17 protein-coding genes are annotated in these 24275 nt (G+C 65.7%); 10 read left to right on the top strand and 7 right to left on the bottom strand.

Features of this window, described 5'->3' with window-relative positions:
- Positions 1 to 38: 38 nt before the first annotated feature.
- Entirely contained in the window at positions 39 to 365 is a 327-nt protein-coding gene (gene fdxA / locus AB0J62_RS02160) for a ferredoxin (protein ID WP_012923087.1), read from the top strand.
- A 65-nt stretch (positions 366 to 430) separates the two neighbouring features.
- On the opposite strand, the gene AB0J62_RS02155 is transcribed toward fdxA, so the two are convergent.
- Together AB0J62_RS02155 and dapD are read right to left on the bottom strand one after the other, a co-directional pair.
- Positions 431 to 1378 (bottom strand): hypothetical protein, encoded by a 948-nt coding sequence (locus AB0J62_RS02155; RefSeq protein WP_363863265.1) that lies wholly within the window; start codon positions 1376 to 1378, stop codon positions 431 to 433.
- Positions 1379 to 1515: 137 nt separating this feature from the next.
- Positions 1516 to 2454, bottom strand: coding sequence for a 2,3,4,5-tetrahydropyridine-2,6-dicarboxylate N-succinyltransferase (gene dapD, locus AB0J62_RS02150; protein WP_363863262.1), 939 nt, complete (start codon positions 2452 to 2454; stop codon positions 1516 to 1518).
- A 53-nt stretch (positions 2455 to 2507) separates the two neighbouring features.
- Here dapD and AB0J62_RS02145 point away from each other — a divergent pair, with 53 nt between their 5' ends.
- The 3 genes from AB0J62_RS02145 to AB0J62_RS02135 are packed head-to-tail and all read left to right on the top strand — an operon-like array spanning position 2508 to position 7346.
- A complete protein-coding gene (locus AB0J62_RS02145) occupies positions 2508 to 3356 on the top strand; it encodes a phosphotransferase (RefSeq protein ID WP_363863259.1) in 849 nt (282 codons plus the stop codon).
- On the top strand, positions 3353 to 4246 hold the full coding sequence (locus AB0J62_RS02140; protein WP_363863256.1) for an NAD-dependent dehydratase: 894 nt from the start codon (positions 3353 to 3355) through the stop codon (positions 4244 to 4246). Before AB0J62_RS02145 ends, AB0J62_RS02140 begins: the two co-directional genes overlap by 4 nt.
- Positions 4247 to 4262: 16 nt before the next feature.
- Positions 4263 to 7346, top strand: coding sequence for a GH92 family glycosyl hydrolase (locus AB0J62_RS02135; protein ID WP_363863253.1), 3084 nt, complete (start codon positions 4263 to 4265; stop codon positions 7344 to 7346).
- Here the strand turns inward: AB0J62_RS02135 and AB0J62_RS02130 are convergent.
- Both AB0J62_RS02130 and AB0J62_RS02125 read right to left on the bottom strand, forming a co-directional pair.
- On the bottom strand, positions 7343 to 7669 hold the full coding sequence (locus tag AB0J62_RS02130; protein ID WP_363865130.1) for a hypothetical protein: 327 nt from the start codon (positions 7667 to 7669) through the stop codon (positions 7343 to 7345). The genes AB0J62_RS02135 and AB0J62_RS02130 overlap by 4 nt on opposite strands.
- A gap of 42 nt (positions 7670 to 7711) precedes the next feature.
- Entirely contained in the window at positions 7712 to 8167 is a 456-nt protein-coding gene (locus AB0J62_RS02125) for an acyltransferase domain-containing protein (RefSeq protein ID WP_363863250.1), read from the bottom strand.
- 293 nt (positions 8168 to 8460) lie between these two features.
- Between AB0J62_RS02125 and AB0J62_RS02120 the strand changes: the two genes are divergently transcribed.
- From AB0J62_RS02120 to AB0J62_RS02095, 6 genes are all read left to right on the top strand, one after another.
- Positions 8461 to 9078: a hypothetical protein gene (locus AB0J62_RS02120; protein ID WP_363863247.1), complete on the top strand. Its 618-nt coding sequence runs from the start codon at positions 8461 to 8463 to the stop codon at positions 9076 to 9078.
- Complete coding sequence (locus AB0J62_RS02115; RefSeq protein ID WP_363863244.1) at positions 9062 to 9364, top strand: hypothetical protein; 303 nt, start codon at positions 9062 to 9064, stop codon at positions 9362 to 9364. The genes AB0J62_RS02120 and AB0J62_RS02115 overlap by 17 nt, the downstream gene beginning before the upstream one ends.
- A gap of 656 nt (positions 9365 to 10020) precedes the next feature.
- The gene (locus AB0J62_RS02110; protein ID WP_363863241.1) at positions 10021 to 10485 is read left to right on the top strand and encodes a hypothetical protein; all 465 of its coding nucleotides are present in this window, start codon (positions 10021 to 10023) and stop codon (positions 10483 to 10485) included.
- Between the two features lie 59 nt (positions 10486 to 10544).
- Positions 10545 to 10934: a hypothetical protein gene (locus AB0J62_RS02105; protein WP_363863238.1), complete on the top strand. Its 390-nt coding sequence runs from the start codon at positions 10545 to 10547 to the stop codon at positions 10932 to 10934.
- A 204-nt stretch (positions 10935 to 11138) separates the two neighbouring features.
- The gene (locus AB0J62_RS02100; RefSeq protein WP_363863235.1) at positions 11139 to 20480 is read left to right on the top strand and encodes an RHS repeat-associated core domain-containing protein; all 9342 of its coding nucleotides are present in this window, start codon (positions 11139 to 11141) and stop codon (positions 20478 to 20480) included.
- Entirely contained in the window at positions 20477 to 21007 is a 531-nt protein-coding gene (locus tag AB0J62_RS02095) for a hypothetical protein (RefSeq protein WP_363863232.1), read from the top strand. Before AB0J62_RS02100 ends, AB0J62_RS02095 begins: the two co-directional genes overlap by 4 nt.
- Before the next feature lie 398 nt (positions 21008 to 21405).
- Here the strand turns inward: AB0J62_RS02095 and AB0J62_RS02090 are convergent, their stop codons facing one another.
- The 3 genes from AB0J62_RS02090 to AB0J62_RS02080 form a co-directional block, all read right to left on the bottom strand.
- Entirely contained in the window at positions 21406 to 22407 is a 1002-nt protein-coding gene (locus AB0J62_RS02090) for a LacI family DNA-binding transcriptional regulator (RefSeq protein WP_363863229.1), read from the bottom strand.
- Between the two features lie 111 nt (positions 22408 to 22518).
- Complete coding sequence (locus AB0J62_RS02085; protein WP_363863226.1) at positions 22519 to 23451, bottom strand: ribokinase; 933 nt, start codon at positions 23449 to 23451, stop codon at positions 22519 to 22521.
- A complete protein-coding gene (locus AB0J62_RS02080; protein ID WP_363863223.1) occupies positions 23448 to 24110 on the bottom strand; it encodes an SIS domain-containing protein in 663 nt (220 codons plus the stop codon). Before AB0J62_RS02080 ends, AB0J62_RS02085 begins: the two co-directional genes overlap by 4 nt.
- Positions 24111 to 24275 lie beyond the last annotated feature (165 nt).

Raw genomic sequence — 24275 nt, 5'->3', positions numbered from 1 at the left:
ATCCGACGCTGCGCTTGCCTGCCATAGGAGGAGTAGCAGTGACCTACGTCATCGCGCAGCCGTGTGTTGACCTGAAGGACCTCGCTTGTGTCGAGGAGTGCCCCGTCGACTGCATCTACGAGGGCAACCGGATGCTGTACATCCACCCCGACGAGTGCGTCGACTGCGGAGCGTGCGAGCCGGTCTGCCCGGTAGAGGCGATCTACTACGAAGACGACACCCCGGAGCAATGGAAGGACTACTACACCGCGAACGTCGACTTCTTCAACGACCTCGGCTCGCCCGGAGGTGCGTCCAAGCTCGGCAAGATCGACAAGGACCACCCGTTCATCGCCGCCCTGCCCCCGCAGGAACACGACGAGTAACCAGCTGAATACAGAGTGGGACGCCTGGAGTAGGCGTCCCATTTCTGTAGGTCCGGCCAGGCTTTCTATTGGTCCAGCACGTCCACGTGGACGTGGTCGAGGTGGCGGAGGATCTTGGGGTCGCCCGAGCGCTCCGGCGGCGTGTAGTCCCGCCAGCCGCTGTCCGACCGCCCGCCGGCGGTCCAGATCTTGTCGCTGAAGATCACCGTCTTGATCTTCAGCAGGTCGGCCCGCGCGACCAGGTACTGCGCCATCGCCCAGCCCTTGGTCGTGTTCGCCGTCGAGATCGGCCGGACGAACACGTCCACGGCCCGCCCGTCGTAGTGCGCCGACCCTTCCATGTGCCCGGTCGAGACCCCGCCCGCGGCGTACCCACCGGTCGACAGCTTTCCGAACGTCCGGACCAGATCCTTCCGTACGGCGTCCGCGCGCGGCGTCAGCCCGTTGGCGCCCACCTTCTCCGCAGGCGCCGAGTCGGTGTTCACAGTGCAGCTGAACACGCTCTTCGACTGTCCGGTCAGTGCGGACGCCAGGACGCGAGCGTCCGCCTCGTGATCGGCGTACGCCGTCGGGAACGCGCTGCGCTGCACCTTGTCCGCGGCGACCGTGATCGCGAGCTTCTGGTAGTTCTTGATCTTCACCAGCGCGTCGTAGAACTTCCCGGTCGCGTAGTACGGGTCCTGGACCTGCGTCGCCGTACCCCAGCCCTGTGACGGACGCTGCTGGAACAGTCCGAGCGAGTCGCGGTCGCCGTGCGCCAGGTTGCGCAGGTCTGACTCCTGGTACGCCGTGGCCAGCGCGATCGTGGCCGCGCGTGCCGGCAGCCCGCGGCGTACGGCGGTGCCCGCGATGATCGCCGCCGACTCGGCCTGCTCGAAGTCGAGCACGACCATCTGGCCGTTCACCGTGGCCGTGCACTGCTCGCGCGGCGGCAGAAGGTTGCCCACGTGCTTGCCGCCCAGCCAGGCGATGCCGACGCCGACGGCAAGGCTGAGCACGCCAATGGCACCCACGGCCACGAGGGCACCACGCTTCACCGGCATACCGCTCCCAACGTCCGAGGGCGGGGGACAGGTTCCAGTTCGCCCATCACGAACTGGTTGACGTGTGCAGCCTCACGTTTGTTGGCAAAGTCATACTTTCGTACAGGTCAGGCGTTGGCGTGCAGCGCCTCGTTGAGCGTGATGCCCTCGCCCTTGCGCGGCCGGGCCTCGACCGCGCCGGTGACCGAGTTGCGGATGAAGAGCAGGCCGGGCTGGCCGGACAGGTCGCGGGCCTTCACCGTGGTGCCGTCCGGGAGCGTGACCTTGGTGCCGGCGGTCACGTACAGACCTGCCTCGACCACGCAGTCGTCGCCGAGCGAGATGCCGGTCCCGCCGTTCGCGCCGAGCAGGCAGCGCTTGCCGATCGAGATGACCTGCTTGCCGCCGCCGGACAGCGTGCCCATGATCGACGCCCCCGCACCGATGTCGCTGCCGTCGTCGACCACGACCCCGGCCACAATCCGGCCCTCGACCATCGACGTACCGAGCGTGCCGGCGTTGAAGTTCACGAAGCCCTCGTGCATGACCGTGGTGCCCTCGGCGAGGTGCGCACCCAGCCGGACGCGGTCCGCGTCGCCGATCCGGACACCCGACGGTACGACGTAGTCCGTCATCCGCGGGAACTTGTCCACGCTGGCCACGCCGAGGTGCTGCCCCGCGGCGCGCGCCCGCAGCCGGACGTTTGCGATCTCCTCGACCGGGACGGGGCCGAGAGACGTCCACGCGTTGTTCGGCAGGGCGGCGAAGATGCCGTCGAGGTTGACCCCGTGCGGGCGGACCAGGCGGTGGCTGAGCAGGTGCAGGCGGAGATACGCGTCCGCAGTACCGTTCGGTGCCTCGTCCAGCACGATCTGGATCGCTACGACCTCACGCCGCACCTGGCGCAGGTCGTCGTGGCCCTCGGCGGCGATCAGCTCGGCCGGCGCCTTGGCGTCCTCGGGCCGCGCTCCGAGCGCGGGTGCCGGGTACCAGACGTCCAGGACGTCTCCAGCAGTCGTCACGGTCGCAAGGCCGAAGCCCCAGGCATGCACGGCGTTCTCGGTCATGGCTACACCCTAATTCGGCGGCGGCCTGGCGCGTGGCGTGGTCTACTCTTCGGATGCTTCCTGCCTGGCTTGAGGTCGTGTCGGATCCGGTTCTCGAGGCTACGAAGGCGCCGGGTATCGGCGAGCTGCACGGGGAGCTGCTGCGGCAGTGGGGGTCGTCCGAGGTGTGGCGGTTGTCGTACGGGCTTCGCAGCGTGATCGTGAAGAGAGGGACCGACGGGCAGGCCGACGAGGCGGCGGCGTACGAGCGTTTCGTCGTACCGCTGGAGCTGCCGGCACCCGCGCTGCTGCACCGGCATCGCTCGGCGGAAGCGGGCGTGCTCGTCCTGGCCGACGTCGGCCGGGTGACGTTGGAGCAGGAACCGAGTGCGGAGGGCTTTCTTGCGGCTGCGGAGCTGGCGGCGATGATCCGGTCGCGGGAGGTGTCGCAGCCCAGTGAGTTCCCGCCGGAGCGGGTGAAGGAGATGGCGGATCGGATCGGACGGATCGACTTCGATCTGAGCCCGCTGACCGAGGCGCTGGCTGCACTGCATCGGGATGCTCCTGCGGGGGTCGTCCATGGCGACTTCGTGCCGAAGAATCTGGTGACCGACGGGGTGCGCTGGACCGCGATCGACTGGCCCGGGACTTATCTGGCGCCGCATCTCAGCGACCTCTACACCCTGCTTCGCGACGCCGAGTCCCTCGGGCACGACCGCGCTCCGATCGTTGCCCACTACATCGATGCTGCAGGCACCAATCTGTCCTTGGTCGAACGTCAGCTCCTGGTCGGTGGTGGATGCTTCTACCTGGTGGCATTGCGATTCATCGTCGAGGAGGGTTTGCGGACGATCCCCGACTCGGTGAACTGGATCGACGGGCTGCTCGCCGAACTCGCGGACATCGTCGGAGCCCTGTCGTGAAACTCCTCGTCCTGGGCGGCACGAAGAACCTCGGCCGTCACGTCGTCGAGGCAGCCCTTGCCTCCGGCCACGAGGTCACACTGTTCAACCGTGGGCGGACGAACCCGCAGCTGTTTCCTTCTGTACGCCGCCTTGTCGGCGAACGCGCGGCGCCTGATGTGCTGGCAACGGGCGAGTGGGACGGCGTGATCGACATGTCCGGCTTCCTGGTCCGCGACGTCGCGCTGAGCGCTTCGGTACTGCGGGATCGGTGCGGCTTCTACACGTACATGTCGTCGATCGCGGTCTATGCCAGCAAGACGACGGCCGGGATGACGGAGTACGCCGAACTGTTGCCGTGGCCGGACGGTGCGCCGGAGGACCAGTTCACGATGGATCTCTACGGTCCGTCGAAGGTCCGCTGCGAATCGTTGCTCGCAGCCACCTTCGGCGACCGGACGGCCGCCGTACGGTCCGGCTTCGTCGTCGGCCCCTACAACCCCGACTTCGGCAACTGGGGCTGGGCCCTCGCCCACGGACTTCCGATGGAAAGCGCGGCCCGCCCCGATCAGCCCATCCAATACATCGATGCCCGAGACCTGGCCGCCTTCCTCCTCCACCTCACCGTCGAGGGCGTGAGCGGCCCCTACAACGCCGTCGGCCCCACCCACACGATGACGGACCTGGCCGACGCCTGGCGCGCCGCCGTACCCACGCCCCCACCCATGGACTGGCACCCCACCGAAGACCGCTTCCACCTCCCCCACGACGGCACCAACGACGGCACCTTCCAACTAACCAACACCCGAGCCCTAACCGCCGGCCTCCACCTCCGCCCACCCACCGAAACCGCCCGCGACTACATCACCTGGGTCCACGATGGAAACGTTCCTCCCGCCCCGCCGCACTGATACGTAACATTGCGCCGTGATCATTGAGACCGGTGGTGGGCCAGGTGGACCGACGAGTGCGCGGGCTGGGTTCAGCAGTGTGGAGGGGACTCGGTACTCCGGGACTTCCGGCGGGAGGCAGGAGGTCGGGCTGCCGGGGGTTGGGGGAGTGGTCCAGGCCGGTGATCGGTTGCGGTACAAGGTGTATCCGGAGCTTGATGCGGGGCTGAGCTACTCGGCTACGTATGTGGCGGTGGAGCTGGTCTTCTCTGATGGAACGCGGCTTGCCGGGGCGTTAGATCAGTACGGGAAGCCGGCTGATGCGGCGGGGCAGGGCGCGGCGAAGATTCTGTACGCCGACCAGTGGAACGACGTACAGGTCGATCTGACCGTGTACGCCGGGAAGACGATCGCGGACGTGCTGCTCGTGGTGGATGCGCCTGAGCCGGGACATGAGTTCGTCGGGTGGATCGACGACGTGGAGGTCGGCCCGGCGCCGGCGGAGCCGGACGGCACGGACCTCGCGGCGTACGTCGACACCCGTCGCGGTACGAACGCGAGCCACGACTTCTCCCGCGGCAACACGCTGCCCATCACCGCCTGGCCGAACGGGTTCAACTTCCTCACCCCGGTGACCAATGCGTCGACGTACCGCTGGCCGTACGAGTACCACCGCGCCAACAACGCGGACAACCGCCCCGAGCTCCAGGGCCTCACGTTCTCACACCAGCCGAGCCCATGGATGGGCGACCGCGATCAGCTGACGATCATGCCGGTCGCGGCGGCTTCGCCGCTGGGTGATCCGGCCGAGCGCGCGGTCGCGTTCAGCCATGACGACGAGGTCGCGCGACCCGATCTCTACGCGGTCGCGCTCGCGAACGGCGTACGCGCGGAGCTCGCACCGACCGACCATGGCGCGATCTTCCGCTTCACGTTCCCGGCCGACGCTGCGGGGCGCCACCTGGTCTTCGACACGATCGACGAGAACGGAGCCTTCTCGTACGACGGGACCGCGCTCACGGGCTGGGTCGAGAACGGGTCCGAGTTCGGGCGGACGCGGATGTTCTGCTACGGCGAGTTCTCGGCTGCACCGATCGGTTTCGGGCCTGCGTCCGGCGGGCGCGCGAACGCGCGGGCGGCGAGCTTCGACGTACCTGAGGTGACGTTGCGGATGGCAACGTCCTTCATCGGGGTCGACCAGGCGCGGCACAACCTCTCGTTGGAGCTCGGCGGGACGTTCGAGGAGATCCAGGCCGCGGCCAACGCCGCGTGGAACGAGCGCCTCGCGGTCATCCGGCCGGAGGGTGCGACGCCGCCGCAACTGCGGACCGTGTACGGCAACCTCTACCGGCTCAACCTCTACCCGAACTCGCACTTCGAGAACGCGGGGACTGCTGACGAGCCGTCCTATGTGTATGCGAGCCCGGTGCTGCCAACTGAGGGTGCGGCGACCGAGCGCTTGTCGAATGCGATCGTGAAGCCGGGAAAGATGTACGTGAACAGTGGCTTCTGGGACACGTACCGGACCGCGTGGCCGGCGTACGCCTTCTTCTATCCCGCGTTGACCGGCGAGCTGATCGACGGGTTCGTGCAGCAGTACCGCGACGGTGGGTGGATCGCGCGGTGGTCCTCGCCGGGATACGCCGACTGCATGACCGGGACTAGCTCGGACGTGTCGTTCGCCGACGCTTATCTGAAGGGCGTCGAGCTGCCGGACCCGCTGGCGACGTACGACGCCGGGCTCCGAAACGCGACCGTCGCGCCGGAAGCGACCGAGGTCGGGCGGAAGGGCGTGGAGACCGGGTTCTTCGCCGGGTACGTGAGTACGGACACCGAGGAGAGCGTGTCGTGGTCGCTCGAGGCGTACCTGAACGACTTCGGGCTCGCCGCGATGGCTACCCAGCTGGCTTCTGAGGCTTCAGGGGAACGTCGGGCGCAACTGCTGGAGGAGGCGGAGTACCTGCGCCGTCGCTCACTGAACTACGTCCTGCTCTTCGACCCTGAGGCGAACTTCTTCCAGGGTCGTCTGGCGGACGGGACCTTCGCCAAGCGGCCTGCTGAGTTCGACCCGGAGGAGTGGGGCGGCGACTTCACCGAGACCGACGGGTGGAACTTCGCGTTCCACGTCGCCCACGACCCACGTGGTCTGGCCAACCTGTACGGCGGCCCGCGCGGCCTCGAGGCGAAACTCGACGCGTTCTTCTCCACACCCGAACTGGCCGTGAAGAAGGGCACGTACTCGATCGTCATCCACGAGATGCTCGAGGCGCAGGCCGTCCGGATGGGCCAGTTCGGTTTCAGCAACCAGCCCGCCCACCACATCGCCTGGATGTACAACTACGCCGGCGCCCCGCACAAGACTCAAGCCATCGTGCGCGAGGTGTTGGAACGGTTGTACGTGGGCGAACAGATCGGCCAGGGCTATCCCGGCGACGAGGACAACGGCGAGATGTCCGCCTGGTACCTGTTCGCTGCCTTGGGCATCTATCCGCTGCGTGTCGGTGCTCCGGAGTACGCCATCGGTTCACCGCTCTTCCCCCGCGTCGTCGTCACGCCTCTGGGCGGGGAGCCGCTGGTTGTGACAGCCTCAGACGTTGGCCATCCCTACGTTCAGGATGTGCTCGTCGATGGCAAACCGTTGCCTACAGCATCCATAACCGCTGCCGACCTTCACGCCGCCCACCAACTCGACTTCACCCTCGGCGCTAGTCCCTCGGACTGGGCAACTCTCGACTCCCCACCCGCCCTGACCCTCGACGACGCCGTCCCCACCCCGCTCGTCGACCTGATCCCACGCCAACCCGACAACCCCCTCTTCGACGACACCTCCACCACCGAGACCGTCGTACCCGGCACAGTCACGTGGTCCCTCCCGACCCCCGCCACCCCAACCCTCTACACCCTGACCTCCTCCCGCTCCGAACCCGCTCCCACCTCCTGGCGCCTCGAAGGCTCAACAGACGGCTCCACCTGGACCCTCCTCGACACCCGCACCAACCAAACCTTCCCCTGGCCCCGCCAAACCCGCCCCTTCACCATCCCAACCCCCGCAGAGTTTCAGCACTACCGCCTGACTCTCGCCCAAGAAGCCCCCCTCGCCCAGGTCGAGCTCCTGTCCTAACCCCGGCCCCCATTCGCCGAGTCGTGGAATCTGGCTCCCAAAATCGACCCCATTCCACGACTCGCGATTCGAGCCCCGAGCCATTTGCCACGACTCGATGGGCGTGGACGGCGGATCCAGCCGGTCTGGTTGTACAAGTGGCCGCCCCGCTTGAGATGCGTGACGATCGCGCGCTCAAGAGTGGTCCGCTGAGGTAGCTCGTCCAGTAGCGACGGCGGTACGACTGGTTCGTCGTACCGCCTGTGCAACACGTGCTCGAGCGGCCCCCAGTCCGCCTCCACCCGCTGGCTGAAACCGCCGAAGCGCCGCTGGAACCGCCTGATGTTTAGAGGACGCCGGCAGGTAATCCGCCAGTTGGGTATCCATCAGCCACGAGTGACACGCGACGCGGTCGCCCGCTCAGGGAACTGCTCGACAACCTCGACACCACGATCGAACGACGCATCGGAGGCCGCTTCGCTCAACGGCTCCCGACCGGCCGGCACACGTCGCGTGAGCCGCCGCGACAACGCCAACTCCTCGCCGAGCGTCTGCAACGAATCCCACGACTCGTCGTCGCTGAGCCCGATCGTCGCGTGATAGTCCCGCACATGTGGCACGACCGCCAGGAACGCCCACACAAACAAATGCCGCCCGACCGTCCCAGTCCCATCCGGCAACGGCGCCCAAGCAGGATCCCCACGCCGCCGCTGCCCCATCTGCGCCAGCAACAGCCGATCGGAGCAATTCAGCACCCACCAGAGCTCAGGCTCACGTACTGCGTTTGGCCGAGCAGCCAGCAACGAGTCGCGATCATCCCGCCCGATCGCCACCTCCCACACAGCCGCCCCACAACCTCATCAGACGGCAGCACCGCCTACGGCCCACCCACCCCACAAACAGGCGCAAGCCGCTCCACCCCGCCGCGAGCCAATTCCAGCCGCCGCCCAACCTCCGCGGCACCCAATCCACGCCAGCCGCCAGTTGAACCAACAGCCATCAACCCTGCCTCCCTCACCCGAGAGTCTTCAACAGACTCATCTCGAACGGGGGGATCCTAAGGGTTTCCCTTCAAAACGCAGCAGACCCGGGCACTCGACCCTCCGACCGCGATCCGAGGCGCTAAGGTACTGCGGTGGACGCGCTGAGCTTCATCGTGCATCCTGAGCCCGCTCTCCGCAGCGAGTGCAACTACATTGCGCGGATTGGTCTTGCGCCCTTTGAGTTCGACGGACAGGTCGAGCAGGTGTGGCTCAGTAAGACGACTGGCGGCGACGCCATGCTGTGCTGCATTCCGTTCCGTGCTTACGGCCTTGGCCTGCGCGACACGGTTCGGATCTCCGCTGAGGACTACGTGATTGCACTCGTCAAGCCGTCGCGGAACCGAGCTCTGAGAGCTCTGTCTGTGGAGGCGACAGCCGAGCAGATCAAGACGACAAAGCAGAAATCGACGCAAGGATCTCTCAATCGGGACTGCTGTTCGAGTAGAGTGGCGATCGGCATGTGGCGATCGATGTGCCTGCAGGCGCCGATGCGGAATGATCGACTATTTCGAAAGCGAAGAAGCCGCCAACCGCTTGCAATGGGAGTGGAGCGACGTAGAGACCTTCCGTACGAATTGACAGCCACCAAGCAACCAGAGCTGCTCGCGCCGGCCTGGACGAACTGGCGGTTCCATATGGCCGATCGGTTGACGCGGCTTGGTGTGGATGTCCCAACTCCAAGAGATGACCGCGATGGCTATCAGGATTGAGCTTTGGGTGGACGGCCGGCTGGTCGACGGGGCTGAGGAGTGGTGGGACGACATCGAGGCCTCCTTGGACGACGAAGACGGCGGCGGGTTCCCGATGCTGAGGCGTGTGGACCCTTACGGGGATGTGGTGTTCGAGAAGGAGGAGCTTGGCGCACTGGCAGGTGAGGTTCGGCACCTCATACCTCGGGTGCCAGTGCGTGTTGGGACCTTCTTGGAGAAGCTCGCCGGTCTGTGCGACGAGGGCGGCACGGGCACCAGCTCGCGGTTGCGCTTCCTGGGCGACTGATCTGACCGCCACCAGAATGTTCAGGAGAGCCGATGGTGTCGGCATCGAATATTCTGTGGACCGGCTGGGTTGAAAGGCAGACCGCGAACCGCGTTGGTGCGACCTTCAAGGAGGATGACGGGTGGCCGAAGAGGTTACTTATACTGACGCGATATGCAGCGGAACGATGACATCAGGAGATGACTATCTCTTACTCACGTTGTCGCGAAGAGACACTGACGCTAAGCAGGAATTTGTTGTCCATCGCGATTGCCTCGTCCGTGTGTTGCGCCCCGGAACGCCGCTCGGTGAGGTTTTCGATATCTAATCTGGACATCCTTTCTGCCGGCCCAGAATTCATCGATTGTGTTTCAACGGGCGTTTCCGAGGTGGTTTCCGGGTCGGAGGTGGTGCTGCACGGATTACCTCGCGCTGACCGCTCCGAGATCCTGGTCTAAAACTAGGCGCACCGAGCAGCGGCTGGGAGTGGCAGGGGTGGCTGGCGCAGGTGTCGGAGTAGCAATCGGATGAGGACGCTCGACCTCGTCGTCGGTTCTCGGAACTCTGGGCGGTCTGTGTGCGTAGCGTGGGCTGTCCCACGATGGGGCTGGTGGAGCATCCTCGAGCCTTGACGGCGTCCCTATATCGATCACATCCACCACGCTAGTGAGGGTCCCGTGAAGCAGGTCACCCATGCGCTGACACTTAACGGCCGGTTTCATGGCGAAGTCAAGGATCCGGACCTGTCGCCACGCGAGCTGATCGAGCAGCGGCTTGAGCTTCTCGACGGGACTGTTCGGTACTCGCTGAGCCTCTGGAGGCTCCCCGCAGGGGTTCCGTTCGACCGAGTCAATCTGGCTACCTGGTCGCAGGAGTATGTCCAGGTGGCTGGCTCAGCAGACGGTATGACCGTCGAGATTCGTCGCGCAGAACAGTCAGGGTGGGGTCACTACGTCGTGGGTCGAATGCCAAGCGAGGCGTCGGCATCGCCGGACGAAGTCGTGATTCCATGGGATGGCCACGAGGCACGGGTGTCCCCATCCGAGGTGTTCTCCGCCGCGGAGGCAGCCGACGTGTTCGCGCACTACTACGACACCGGCGAGCTCCCCAGTACCTTCACCCTCAGACGACTCATCTTCTGAACTCATGCTCTACTCGATCCGGCCCAGGTCGGGGCCGAGGAGAACTGTTGGAGTCGGAAATGGATGTGGTGCGGTATCCGCGGATGCGGCGCGATGTGCTGGACTCGCTTGCTGTCTTGTCTGACGTCGAGTATCAGGAACGGGCATGGATCCGCGGGGAGGGATTCCAGCCCGGGCAGTACGACGATTTCGGCTACCACGTTCACGTCCTGTACGACGATGCCGCCGTCCTGCCTGATCCGGCGGAGTCGATAGGGACCGTGCTCGTAGCGGGAGATGAGATCGAGCGGCTTCGGAGTCTCGGGCAACTCCTGGACGCCTTGCTGGCCGAACATGGCGACGTGAGCGCAAGCGTCTACATGGCCGATCCACGGTGGCCAGAAGTCGGCCGCATCGCAGCACTCGCACTCGCGGCCACGATCCGCACCTGGGCCATGCCGCAGCCGTAATCCGAACTCGCCGCATCGACGTCGGCCGAAGGAGTCGGCGAGGTGTGCCGGGGTGGTGCGGCGTTACAGGATTTCGGGAAGTTGCAGGTTGCTGCAGTTTTGTGGCCGGGATGCATTGGTGACTGATACTTTCCCGTTCGGCGCTGGTGGGGTCGGGGGACCCCAGAGTCCAGATCAGGTCATCCACGCCCCAGGGGGATCTTCATGGCCGTGTCCGGGCTGTCTTCTCGTGCACGTCGTCGTCGCGGTCGCATCGCGAAGTTGGCGGCGATCTTCGTGGCGTTGGCGGTGCCACTGGCAGGTGTTGGGCCGGGCCTGCCGGTCACGTCGGCAGCTGCCGCTGGTACGCCGCCACCGATCCCTCCGGCGGCGATGTCGGGAAAGGGCCAGGCGAAAGCTCCGGCGCAGCGTGTCGGCGCCGGGAAGCTGCCTGCGCCGCTCCCGCCGCGTCTGAACAAGGTGCAGCCGCCGTCGTTGCGTGACATGTTCCCGGTGACGGCGGCGAAGCCTGCGAATGCCGCGGCGGAGCAACCGGCTCCGAAGCCGGTGAAGGCCTTGCCATCGACGTCGACTGCGGTGAAGGGGTTCGACAAGCAGACAAGTCGTGAGCTGCCGGAGAAGCGGGATCGGTTCTCGCAGACCTTCGCGAACGCGGACGGTACCGAGACCAGCATGCTGTCTCCTGCGCCGCTGAACTTCCAGAAACCCGATGGTTCATGGGCGGAGATCGACGCGAACCTGCAGCCGCGGGACGGTGGCGGCTGGGAGACGATCTCGACCGAGATCTACTCCTGGATCGCGGCTCAGGCGAACGCGGATCCGGTCGCGGGCGTCCAGCTGGGCGACGACCACAACATCGCTTGGGGTGTTGCCGGCGCAGCGGCCGTCGACGGCCAGATGGCAGGCAGCAAGGTGGTCTTCCCGGACGCCTTGTCGAGTACGGATCTGGAGTTGGACTCGCAGCCGCGCGGTATCAAGGAGACGCTGGTTCTCAAGTCTGCGACGGCGCCTCGCTCGTTCGTGTTCCCGCTCGACCTGAGCGACAACCTGACTGCGTCGCTGGTGGGTCGCGACGTCGTCCTGACCGATGAACACGGCACCGAGCGTGCTCGGATCCCCGCCGGCACGATGGAGGATTCGAACACCGTCGAGGTGCAGGCGACCTCGAGCGCTGTCACCTACGAGCTCGTCACGGTCGACGGCCGGCAGGCGCTGAAGGTCACCGCGGACAGCGCGTGGCTCGATGACCCGGCGCGCGTGTTCCCGGTACGGATCGACCCCACGGTCATTCCGACGGACCGGGTGACGCCGAACTACGCGGTGAGCGCAGGCGTGGACGGCTCGATCAGTGGTGCTAGCGATCTGCAGGTCGGGTGCCGTCCGGCGGCGGGTACGACGAACTGCTCGTCAACCAGCGGATGGAACGCGTACACGTCGCTGCTGTCGTTCCCGAGCTTGGTGGATGCCTTCCGGTACGACACGATCGTCGCTGCGCAGCTGGAGGTCTACAACTACCAGGCCGACACCTGCTCGTCGCGCGGCCTGGATGTGTACGGCGTGATGGCCGGCTGGCAGTCGACGCCGTTACCGAGCTTGAAGTATCCGGGTCCGCAGACGACGCCATCGGTGGTCGCCTCGAAGAGCTTCTCCCGCGGCTACGTGTCGAACACGACGGGTACAACGGCGTGCCAGCCGATGTACGACGCGCTCCCGTTCAACTCAGCGGGCGTGTCCTGGCTGCAGAGTCTCGTCGACGGACAACGGTCGAACTTCGGGTTCGCGCTGTTCGCGAACCAGCGCACCGACCGTTATTCGTGGAAGAAGCTCGCGGGCATCAGCACCGCGAACCCCCCGAAGCTGGCGGTCACGCATTCGCCGTACCACGCGGCGTACGCCTTCCGGGCGCAGCCGTCGGCGGACTATGTCACGCAGGACAAAGCCGGCAAGTTCCCGATGACGATCACGAACCTCGGCGGGTTCACGTGGCAGCCGGGCAACGACTACATGAGCTACCGGATCTACAAGGACAACAAGCTGCAGAACTGGGCGGTGCTGACAACACCGGTGACTACGTCGGTGCCCCATGGCGGCAAGATCAACCTGGATGTCGCCGTCGGCGCGTTGCCGGGGTCGGCGGACGGGGTCGACTATCAGATCGAGTTCTCGATGGTGCATCGAGATACGACGGTCAATCGCTGGTACACCGATTGGGGTGTCATACCGGCCGCGCGGCTGATCACGATCCAGAACGTTCCACCTGTGGTGGATCTGGCCAACGTGTGGCCGTTGAACGGTGCGGAGGCGAACACGCTGACGCCTCAGGTCTGGGCGGCGGGGATCGACCCGGATGCCCCGCCGAGCACACTCCAGTACAGCTTCCGGGTGTGTGAGGTCGTCGACGACAACCCGCTCGTCGGATGCTTCTTCAGCGGCGCGTACTCGTCGTCGAAGACGTGGGTGGTGCCTGCGGGGAAGCTCGCCTGGAACCGCGAGTACCAGTGGCAGATCTATGTCCAGGACAACGACGGGCAGCACACGATCGGCGAGCCGATCACGATGTTCACCGACGTTTCCCAGCCGGCGATCACCGGTCATATCGCCAACAACGACGGCAAGTCCCAGGACAAGCCGTACGACCCGGCGGTCGGCAACTACACCGCCTCGGCACTCGACATCGTCGTACCTGTCGCTGGCCCGGAGCTGAATGTCTCGCGGACCTACAACAGCCTCGATCCGCGGCGCGACGGCCTGTTCGGCGCCGGGTGGACCAGTCGCTACGACATGCGGCTGATCATCGAGAACGACGGCAACGCGCTGGTGACGTATCCGGACGGTCGCCAGGTACGGTTCGGGGCCAACGCGGACGGGACTTTCGCGGCGCCGCGCGGAACCAAGTCGGTGCTGACGGCAACTTCCGCCACCGGGCCGTGGACACTGCAGATCGCGCCGGGCACGACATACGAGTTCGCCCAGGGCACCGGCAAGCTGAGCAAGATCTCCGGCACTCAGGGCCCACCGCTGGCGCTGGCCTATCGCGCGGACGGCACATTGGAGTCGGCGGCGAGTCTCAACGGTGCGGGCCGCAAGCTGACCTTCACCTGGACCGCCGACAACAAGCATGTCGCGTCGGTCAGCACCCAGCCGGTCAACGGCACACCGCTGACGTGGACGTATGAGTACTCCAACGACGTGTTGACGAAGTCGTGCGACGCGGAGCAGAAGTGCACGACCTACGGCTCCGCGCAAGGCTCGCACTACCGCAGCGCGGTTCTCGACAGCAAGCCAGACGGCTACTTCCGGATGTCCGACGACGGCAGCGACGACGACGCGACGAACGAGATCGACATCGCACGGAACGACGCTTTCGGTACCTATGCGAACGTCCAGTACAACCAGAGCAGTCCGTTGGCCGGCGTCGGCGACGCGGACAAGTCGGTCTCGTTCACGGGCAACTCGTGGGTCTCATTGCCGAATGGTCTGGCGACCCGCAGCCGCGACGAGGCCGTCGAGATGTGGTTCAAGACGAGCGGTGGGACCAGTCAGCCGCTGCTCGGCTATCAGAAGGAGAGGCTGGGCAGTACGACGACCGGCGGCATGCCGGTGTTGTACGTCGGGGCCGACGGCAAGCTGCGTGGTCAGTTCTGGCACGGCTCGGCGGCGCCGATGTCCTCGTCGGCTCTGGTGAACGACAATCAGTGGCACCACGTCGTTCTGAGCTCGATGGGCACACGACAGTCGCTGTATCTGGACGGCGCCGCGATCGGGACGATCACGCAGAGCGTTGTAGACCACGCGCAGTTCGTGGTGAACGAGATCGGCTCGGCGGTTGCGGCGGCACCGACCGCGTGGCCGTCGTACGGGACGCAGGCGCTGACGCACTTCACGGGTCAGATCGACGAGGTCGCGCTGTACTCGCATCCGCTGACCACCAGGGACGTTGTCGCGCACTACCAGCAGGGTCGCAGCGCTGCGGATCAGCTGTCGTCGATCACGTCGGCGGGCGGCCGTACAACTGCAGAGGTCGAGTACAACCCGGCCAGCGACCGGGTCCAGCGGTACGTCGACGAAAACGGAGGTGCCTGGACGGTCGGCACGCCGCAGACCGTGCTCGGAGGCGGCATGTTGCGGGCTCCTTCACTTCGCACCGTCCATGTGACTGCACCCAACAACACCGACTACGCCTATGAGTACGACGCACTCAACGGCGCACTGCTACGCACCGGTCGGCCGGTCGGCGAGGATACGGCTCAGCCTCCGACGGCAGGCACCACACAAAACTGGGACACCGGCGACGGGTACGCGATTCGTAGCTACACCCATGACAAGACCGGTCAGCTGACGAAGGTCACCAGTGAGGTGGGTGGCGAGGTCAGCATGACGTACGACGATCGCGGCAACGTGACGTCGACGAAGACCTGCCGCGGCTCCGATGCGAACGGTGCCGGGACCGACTGCCACACGGCGTACACGACCTATTTCGCGAACACGGCGTGGCCGGCGCTGGATCCGCGGTGGGACAAGATCTGGGAGACCCGGGACGGTCGTTCCTCGGGGCCGACAGACAACACGTACAAGGTCAATCGGAACTTGACTGTTTCCGGCGATGTGGCGTCGGAGTTCAGCCCGGACGGTGGCTTGAAGACGTACTCCTATACCGATGGTCAGCAGACCGGTCCGGACGGGACGGTGATGCCGCCGGGTCTGTTGAAGACGCAGACGGTCAAGGTGAACGCGTCGACGACGGCGGTGACGCAGTACCTGTATGACCAGTACGGCGATCTGGTGCAGACGACGGCCCCGTCGGGGCTGGTGATGAAGTACACCTATGACGAGATCGGCCGGAAGAAGACCGAGACCCAGATCTCAGACACCTATCCAAGTGGCGTGACGACGTCGTACGACTACGACAACATGTCACGTGTCGCTGCGATCACCGGCCCGGTGACCACCGACGCCGTGACGGGGGATCAGCACCAGCAGAAGGCGGAGCTGGAATACGACGCCGACGGCAACGTCAACAAGACGACCGCGCGAGATCTGAAGACCACGGATGATCCGCGGGTCACGACGATGACCTACGACGACCGGAACCGGCTGGCGTCGACAGTTGATGCCGATGGCAAGGAGTCGCAGCAGGGGTACGACGATCAAGGTAACCGGACCTGGTCGGAAGATGCGAACGGCAACCGGTTCGAGTACAAGTACTCCGATCTGAACATGCTGACCGAGGTCTGGGACATGAACCTCCCGGCCGATCCGGACAACCCACCGGTCGACGGTCCGCGCGAGGGGATCGATTACGCGGTCCGGTCGAAGACGCAATACGACGACGCCGGGCGGAAACGCGCCGAGGTCGACGCGATGGGCCGACTGGTCACGTACGACTACAACCTCGACGACACGCTGAAAACCAAGAAGCTCGAGGGTTTCCACAACCCCGACGGGTCCACGCGCCCTTACGTGCTGGAGCAGGACACCTACGACGGCGCCGGGAACCGCATCGAGGCGGACACGGACAACCTCAAGTCGATCACCAAGTACACGATTGATGCCGTGGGACGGGTGGCGACCCAGATCGTCGATCCGGCTGGGTTGAAGCGCACGACGACCTACACCCACGACCTCGCGGGTAACGTCACCCAGGAGCAGGACACGGGCGGCTGGTCCAATGCGCTCCTGGCCGGGCCGACGACGGTTACCGACGTGACCGACTTCGTGTTCGACGCGGCCGGGCGGCGGGTGTCGCAGACCGTGCAGAACACGTCGGGTGCGATGACGACGTCGTGGACCTACGACCAGCGGGGGCTGGAGACGTCGATGACGACTCCGCGCGGCAACGCCAGCGGCGCGGTGAAGACGGACTTCACGACGACGTACGTGAACGACGAGATCGGACGTCTCATCAAGACGGTCGCTCCGAAGGTGAAGGCCGAGCACGACGGCGGTACGCCGGCTGACGTGCAGCCGACTGCGATGGTCGGGTACGGCGCGTTCGGTCAGGCGACCTCGTCGAAGGACGCACTCGGGAACGTGACGAAGTCGAGCTTCGACAACCTCGGTCGCACGGTTGAGGTGAGTGCGCCATCGTACACGCCGCCGGGCGGCAGCGCGGTGACGCCGAAGACCAGCTTCAGCTACGATGCGGTCGGGAACCTGCTGCAGCAGATCGACGAGCGCGGCAACGCGACCAACTTCACCTACGACCACCTGAACCAGCAGGTGCAGGTCGACGCCCTGGGCACGACGAACGACGAGCGGGCGGTCACCAAGATCACCTACACCCCGAACGGCGATGTCGAGTCGACCACGGATCCGCTGGGCGCGGTCAAGAAGTACACCTACGACGACCTCGATCGGGTCGTGACGTCGACCGATGTCGAGCGAAAGCCGACCGCGGGGAACTTCGTCACCCGGTTGACCTACGACGACATGGACAACGTCACGAGCGCGCAGTCGCCATCTGGCGCGGTTGCGCTGAGCAGCTACGACTCGCTCGGTCAGCTGACCCAGTCCACGGATCCGAACAACGTGGTCACGCAGCTGGGCTACGACTACGCGGGCCGGCAGGTGGTTTCGACCGACGGGATGAACCGGAGCAGCGTCGCGGCGTACGACAAGGCTGGGCAGCTGGTCTCTTCGAAGACGCTGAATGCGTCGAACGTCGCGCTCGGGACGACCGCGCTCGGGTATGACCTGGACGGCGATCTGGTCTCGTCGACGCCCGCGTCGGGGAACCGCGCATCGACGTACACCTACGACGCTCTCGGCCGGCTGATCGCGCAGGTGGATCCGGTGTCGGCCACCGATCAGGTGGGCGTTTCTTACGGATACGACGCGGCGGGCAACCGGACCCGCTACACCGATGGTCGCGGCAACTCGACCACGTACACGGTGAACGTTCTGGGGTTGCCGGAGAAGGTCATCGAGCCGTCGACCACGGCTCATCCGGCGCCGGCCGATCGGACCTGGACGGCGTCGTACGACGCGGCCGGGAACGCCGTGTCGCTGCTGTCCCCGGGCGGAGTCCAGCGGACCCGTACGTTCGACGCGGCCGGGCGGCTTCAGACCGAGACCGGTGCCAACGCGGAGGCGCCGACCACGACCCGCAACCTGACCTACGACCTCGACGGACGACTCGCGACCTCGAGCGCGCTGGATGGCGTCAATACCTACAGCTACAACGACCGCGGCATGCTCCTGCGCGCCGACGGCCCGTCCGGCACGTCGACCCAGGGCTACGACCCCGACGGACAGTTGACGCAGCGCATCGACGCCGCTGGAACGGCCGACTTCACCTACACGAACGGCCGCCCCACAACCGTCACCGATCCAGTCACCCGTGTCCTGCAGACCCTCGGCTACAACGCCGCCGGTCAGCTGTCCACCATCGACTACGGTTCCTCGCGGGTGCGGACCATCGGGTACGACGCGTACGGGCGGATGAACTCCGACGTACTCAAGGCCGGCACGACGCCTGGGACCACCGTGTCGTCGATCACGTACGGGTACGACGCCGACAACAACATCACCTCCAAGAACACCACCGGCGTCGCGGGCGCCGGAAACAACACCTACGCCTACGACCAACTCGGCCGACTCACCTCCTGGACGAAGGGAACAACCACCACAACCTACGGGTGGGACGCCAACTCCAACCGCACCAAGGTCGGCACCAAGCTCGCGTCGTACGACGAGCGCAACAGGCTGCTGGACGACGGCACCTCCACCTACACCTACTCACCCCGCGGAGCCCTGCTCACCCAGGCAACAACCACGGCCGGCACAACGACGACCGAAGCGTTCTCCTTCGACGCGTTCGACCGGATGATCACCCGCTCGGCCCGCGACTTCACCTATGACGCTCTCGACCGCCCCGTCCAGGCCGGCACCGCCCGGATGCGCTACGACGGCTTCAGCGACGAGCCAGTGTCCGACGGCACCCAGTTCTTCGGCCGCTCAGCATCCGACGGCCTGCTGTCGGTCGGTTACGACACCACCAAACGCCTCGTCCTGGCCGACCGCCACGGCGATGTCTTCGCCGGCTTCGACCCCACCGACACCACCCTGTCCGCCGGCCTGTCCGACTCCCGCACCTACGACCCCTTCGGCAACTCCACCAGCGCCACCGGCCTGAAATACCGAGTCGGCTACCAAGGCGACTGGACCGACCCCCGCTCCGGCGACGTAAACGAGGGGGCCCGCTGGTACAACCCCGGAACCGGCACCTTCAACTCCGAGGACTCAGTCACCACCGCCGCCGGCGCAGCCAGCTCCGTCCTCAACCTCTACGCCTACGCCGGCGGCAATCCCCTCACCAACAACGACCCCGACGGCCACAGTTCCAAGGACCCAGGCGGTGGCGGGAATTGCTACATGAAAACGATCGGATTCAAGGGTCCGGAGATTCCGATCCAGGTGATGATCTGCGTCAAACCATGCACACTGACCAATACCTGTCCGAAGCCTCCGGTCAAGCCACCGGTGAAGCCCACTGACGGCGGTGGTGGCGGTGGTGGCGGTGGTGGTGGCGACCTCGGCGGTTGCAAGAGGAACTGTGGTCCAACGCCGCCCACAATCTGCAAGACGCATTGCGGGCCCAAGCCACCACCCCCGCCGGTGTGCGACGCCCAGTGCCAGCTCAACAAGAAGATCAAGAAGGAAAAGGACCAACTGGAGCAGGATGCCAAAACCAACAAGCAACCTCCTCCAGGCAATCCGGTCTGCGCGACCGGCAACCCACTCTGCCCAGGCGATCCCACCACTCCGGCGACCGTCGTGGGGGCTCAAGGAGACCTGACCACCGAAACCACAGCCTGGTCCAACCAGCAATACCAGAACGCCCTTAACCAGTACGGCTCAGTCATCTCCAGCGTCTCTGTCACGAGCAGCTACAACCCGTTCACCATGAGCCTGTCAGGGGACGGTGGAGATGGTTCGTCACTTGGAGCGAAGATTGCGGGTTGGTTCGGAGGCGGCAAGCCGATCCAGCAAAAGGTCGGCGACGAACTCTTCGTCGATCCCGTGGTTGATACCGCTAAGGCATGTGCGGCCGTAGTCAACACGGAGGGCGACTACTCCACGAACTTGCAGAACTGCAAGACGGGCCTCGCACTAACGGCCCTAGGCTTCTCAGGTGGCGGCGAGGCCGTCGGCATCGGAGTGAGAACCGCCGAGGGACTTGCAGCAACCGAAGCTGGTGGTCAATGGGCCGCCGCCCTCGCGGGTCGTGTTGCTGTGGGAAGCGAACTCAAGACACCTCAGGTCTTGCGGGTCGGCGGCTTCAAGTTGCCGGCGGTCCCACAGGGTGCGATCGGTACTTTGACGCATACGGGAAAGGGGATGGAGTACGCCATCCCGCGAGGAACGCCCGAGATCTCGGAGAGAGTCGCCAGCGTCCGTATCATGGATCCCGTGACTTCAGGCAAGTACCAATATCCACGGGGGTATGCGGTCTACATGAACGCTTCCGGGCAGACCGTCAACCCGTTGACGGGGCAAACAGTCCCGAACTCAGATCCGTTCGCTCACATTCCTCTGTCGCAATGAAGATCGATGATCTCCTTGGCCTGGATCCTGATCTCCGGAAGCACGCCTCGCTTCCGGAGATGGACCCCTTGACCGAGGATGACGCGCTGCAAGAGGCTCAGGTCCTTGACGTCCGTTTCGACGTGATCGCGGGGATCGCCGGAATCTTGTTTGAGCTCCGGCAAGCACTTCAGCTTCAGGAGGCGACCACGGGAGTTCTCGTTGCTCACGGAGTCCGTGAGCTGAGCTGGCGTGGGCCAGTTCGGAATAGAGCACTGACTGCGTGGTCCGTCGGGAGTTCTGTTCCGCGTGCAGACAATCAGCTGTTCAGCCTGAATCTCGTTATGTGGCCGCATCCCGGCGCTCAGCTGTCGCTAACGGCCGAGACCGCTGCCTTCTTCGTCGGGGAGGTGCCAGGATTGTCGGCGGCGCCGCCCGACTATGCCGGTCGTGACCGCGAGGCTGTTGTCGGTGAGGTGGCCAGTTGGGGATCGATATTCGAGCCTGTTAGCGCGGTATTCCTCGACGCAGCGCCAATCGATGGCTGACGAGATCTTCATTGCAGTTTGCTGCGGGAGCGCGTTTGCCCGGTGGGGCAGTCCGCACGCTGCCGGAAGTGCGTATCGGTCAGGCGCCGCGAAGCGACGTCCGATTTGGGCTCGTCACCTCGCCACACTCACTGATCGCCGGGCCTCCGCCACGGATCGGTGTCCGACCTGCAGTCCTCGCTTCACCGCGGTTGCTGGCGGCAGGGCATTCGCTCGGCGGTCGGTCTGCTCGCCGCCGTAGGCGGCCAAAGAACAGTCGCGGAGCGGTGTCCGATTTGCGTACTCGCTCGTCGGAGTTGCTGGTCGCCGGGGCGCGCTCGACGATCGATCTTGCTGTCCGCCGGAGACGGCCAACAAATCTGCCGCCGCGGAGCGGTGTCGTTTTCGGTGGTGTGCGGCTACTTCTTCTTGGGGGCTGAGGTGGCTCGGATGTGGAGTTCGGTGCGGAGGGTGACTGTGGAGGGTGGGCGGCCGGGGGAGGTGGTGCGGTCTTTGAGGAGTTGGCCGGCGGTGCGGCCCAGTTCGTAGGTGGGTTGGGCGACGGTGGTGAGGCTGGGTACGACGAGGTCTGCCCAGGGGATGTCGTCGAAGCCCACGACAGCGATGTCGTCAGGCGCCCGGAGGCCCTTGCGCGCCAGGCATTCCAGCGCGCCGACGGTCATCAGGTTGTTGGTGGCGAAGAGCGCTTCAGGCGGATCGGCCAGTTCGAGCAGGCTCTCCATCGCGGCGTACCCGCCGGCCTCGCGGAAGTCCGCATGCCGCACCAGATCCTTGTCATAGCCGATCCCACCTGCACGCAACGCGGACCGATACCCACCGAGCCGATCCATCGCCGTCGACACCTTGCGCGGCCCGGTAATACAGGCAATCCGCCGATACCCGCCGTCGATCAAGTGTTTGACGCCCTCAAACGCGCCGTGCTCGTTGTCGACCAGAACCGTGTCCGCCTCGACCCCCTCAACCCGTCGGTCGATCATCACCAGCGGGATCTTGGCGTCCGCGAGCAGCTGCACACCCTCCGCGGTCGACGTAGGCGAGATCACCACACCCGCCATCTGATCGGTCAAAACAGCCGACGCGTACGCCGCTTCCTTCGCCGGATCCTCGTCCGAATTGCACAGTACGACGTGATACCCCTCGGTCTGCGCAACATCCTCCAGGCCGCGTACCAAAGAGGTGAAGAACGGGTTCTCGATGTCGGAGATGACGACGGCCCACAGGTTCGTGGACGACTTGCGCAGATTCCGGGCGACGCCGTTCGGACGGTAGCCGAGCTCCGCAACTGCGGCCCGCACCTTCTCGGACAGCTCGGGGTCGACGTTGCGCCGGCCGCTCAGGACCCGCGACACCGTCGCCGGAGATACCCCCGACCTACGCGCGACGTCGTAGATCGTCGTCATACCCGCTCCCCGCTGGAGATCCGATGGTCGTCTGGATCGCACTCTAACTCCGATCCCCACAGCTGCGTCCACGGACCTCCGAGCAACGGCGCCCCGCGGACCCAAAGGATCTCATGATGCGGCGGAGTCCAGCAGGGCCAGGGCAGCGGCACGAACCGGGGCCGAATCGGCGGCCCCATTCACAGTGGTCGAGAGCGCTCCGGCAGCATTCGCGAGCCGTACGGCGTCAACCAACCCCGCCCCGTCGGCCAGCGATGCGGCCAGTGTTCCGCAGAACGCGTCGCCCGCACCGACGGTGTCGACGGTCGCAACTTCATAAGCATCGACACGTTCCTCGTAGCCCGCGGCCCGGTCCAGGACATAAGCACCCCGCGAGCCGAGCGTCACGACGCAACCACGCAGATCCCAGTCCTCGGCGAGCTTGCGCGCGATCATCGGCACCTGCGATTCGTCGTCGCAGTCCAGCCCGGTGAGCGCCGCCGCCTCGACCTCGTTCGGCACCAGGATGTCGACGTACGACGCCAATCCCGGATCGACCGGCCCGACCGGAGCCGGGGTGAGGATCGTGGTGACGCCCGCGGTCGAGGCGAGCCGGAGGGCGGTGTGGCTCGCCTCGACCGGGAGCTCGAGCTGGACGCTGAGCACCTTGCTGGAAACGAGCACCTCCGCCGCCGCCTCGACATCCGCCGCGGTGATCGCAGCATTGGCACGCGAGACGATGATGATCGAGTTCCCGCCGTCCGGCAGCACCAGCGGCAGGCCGACACCAGTTCCCAAAGACGGATGCCGCACGATCCACGACGTGTTAACGCCGTTCGACGAGAGCAGTTCAAGGAACTCCTCGCCGTACCGGTCCTCGCCGATCGTGCCGACGATCGCCGTCCGCGCACCCATCCGCGCCGCCGCGATCGCCTGGTTCACGCCCTTGCCGCCGAGGAACTCCGCGAACCCGGTGCCGTGCAACGTCTCACCCGGCAACGGCCGCCGCTCCGCCGACGCGACCAGATCCTTCATGAACGATCCCAGCACGCAGACATCGTTCATGCCTGGTCCTCTGCCAGACGCTTGCCCAAGGCACCAGATGGATGAAACTGCGCGAAGTCGTGATGACTGAACGACCGCAGTACGACGAGAGCGCACGCCAACGCATCGCCCATCGCGAGCGAGGCCGTGGTCGACGCGGTCGGCGCCAGATTCAACGGATCCGCCTCGCGCAGCACCATCGTGTCGAGCGTGTACGTCGCCAACTGAGCCAAGGTCGACTCTTCACGACCGGTCATCGCGATCACCGGGATCGTCCGCTCCCGCAGCATCCGCGCGAATGCGCACACCTCAGCGGTCTCGCCCGAGGCAGAGAGTGCCAGAACGATGTCGCGCGACGTCACCGCCCCGGAGTCCCCGTGCAGTGCATCGCCGGAGTGGATGAACGTGGCCGGCGTACCCGTGCTCGCCAGGGTGGCGGCGATCTTCCGGCCGACCAGACCGGACTTCCCGAGACCGGTCACCACTAGGTGACCTTCGCATTGGGCGACCGCGAGCAGTACGTCGAGGAACACGCCGTCCAGGCGGTCCGCGAGTGCCGAGACGGCTGCGGCCTCGGTCTCGATGGCGTCGCGCGCCGCCTGTAGTCCTCGTGCGACCAGGTCCCTGGACAGCTCGTCGGCCGTGCGGTGGGCGGACGCACGGTTCGGCACAACTGGCATCCCAGCGCCTCTCATCTCAGAAATCGATTTCCGCAGATTAGGCAGCGTGGCCGATCCGTGTCAACGCCTACATGCAGGTCGAAACCCTTGTCAGGGCGTAGGAAATCGGCACGGTTGATCACATCGTCATCCCGTCGGCTCTTGACCGACCACGCCGCCGATCGT

This window comes from Kribbella sp. NPDC049584 (genome assembly GCF_040675555.1).
Classification (GTDB): domain Bacteria; phylum Actinomycetota; class Actinomycetes; order Propionibacteriales; family Kribbellaceae; genus Kribbella.
The sequence above is the reverse complement of the archived record's forward strand: the minus strand, read 5'-3'. Positions and strand labels throughout refer to the sequence as shown.

Excerpts from the sequence above, each read along its gene's own strand:
- dapD (WP_363863262.1), bottom strand. The coding sequence starts at position 2,454 with ATGACCGAGAACGCCGTGCATGCCTGGGGCTTCGGCCTTGCGACCGTG.
- AB0J62_RS02145 (WP_363863259.1), top strand. The coding sequence starts at position 2,508 with ATGCTTCCTGCCTGGCTTGAGGTCGTGTCGGATCCGGTTCTCGAGGCT.
- AB0J62_RS02115 (WP_363863244.1), top strand. The coding sequence starts at position 9,062 with ATGGCTATCAGGATTGAGCTTTGGGTGGACGGCCGGCTGGTCGACGGG.
- AB0J62_RS02105 (WP_363863238.1), top strand. The coding sequence starts at position 10,545 with ATGGATGTGGTGCGGTATCCGCGGATGCGGCGCGATGTGCTGGACTCG.
- AB0J62_RS02100 (WP_363863235.1), top strand. The coding sequence starts at position 11,139 with ATGGCCGTGTCCGGGCTGTCTTCTCGTGCACGTCGTCGTCGCGGTCGC.
- AB0J62_RS02095 (WP_363863232.1), top strand. The coding sequence starts at position 20,477 with ATGAAGATCGATGATCTCCTTGGCCTGGATCCTGATCTCCGGAAGCAC.
- AB0J62_RS02090 (WP_363863229.1), bottom strand. The coding sequence starts at position 22,407 with ATGACGACGATCTACGACGTCGCGCGTAGGTCGGGGGTATCTCCGGCG.
- AB0J62_RS02085 (WP_363863226.1), bottom strand. The coding sequence starts at position 23,451 with ATGAACGATGTCTGCGTGCTGGGATCGTTCATGAAGGATCTGGTCGCG.
- AB0J62_RS02080 (WP_363863223.1), bottom strand. The coding sequence starts at position 24,110 with ATGCCAGTTGTGCCGAACCGTGCGTCCGCCCACCGCACGGCCGACGAG.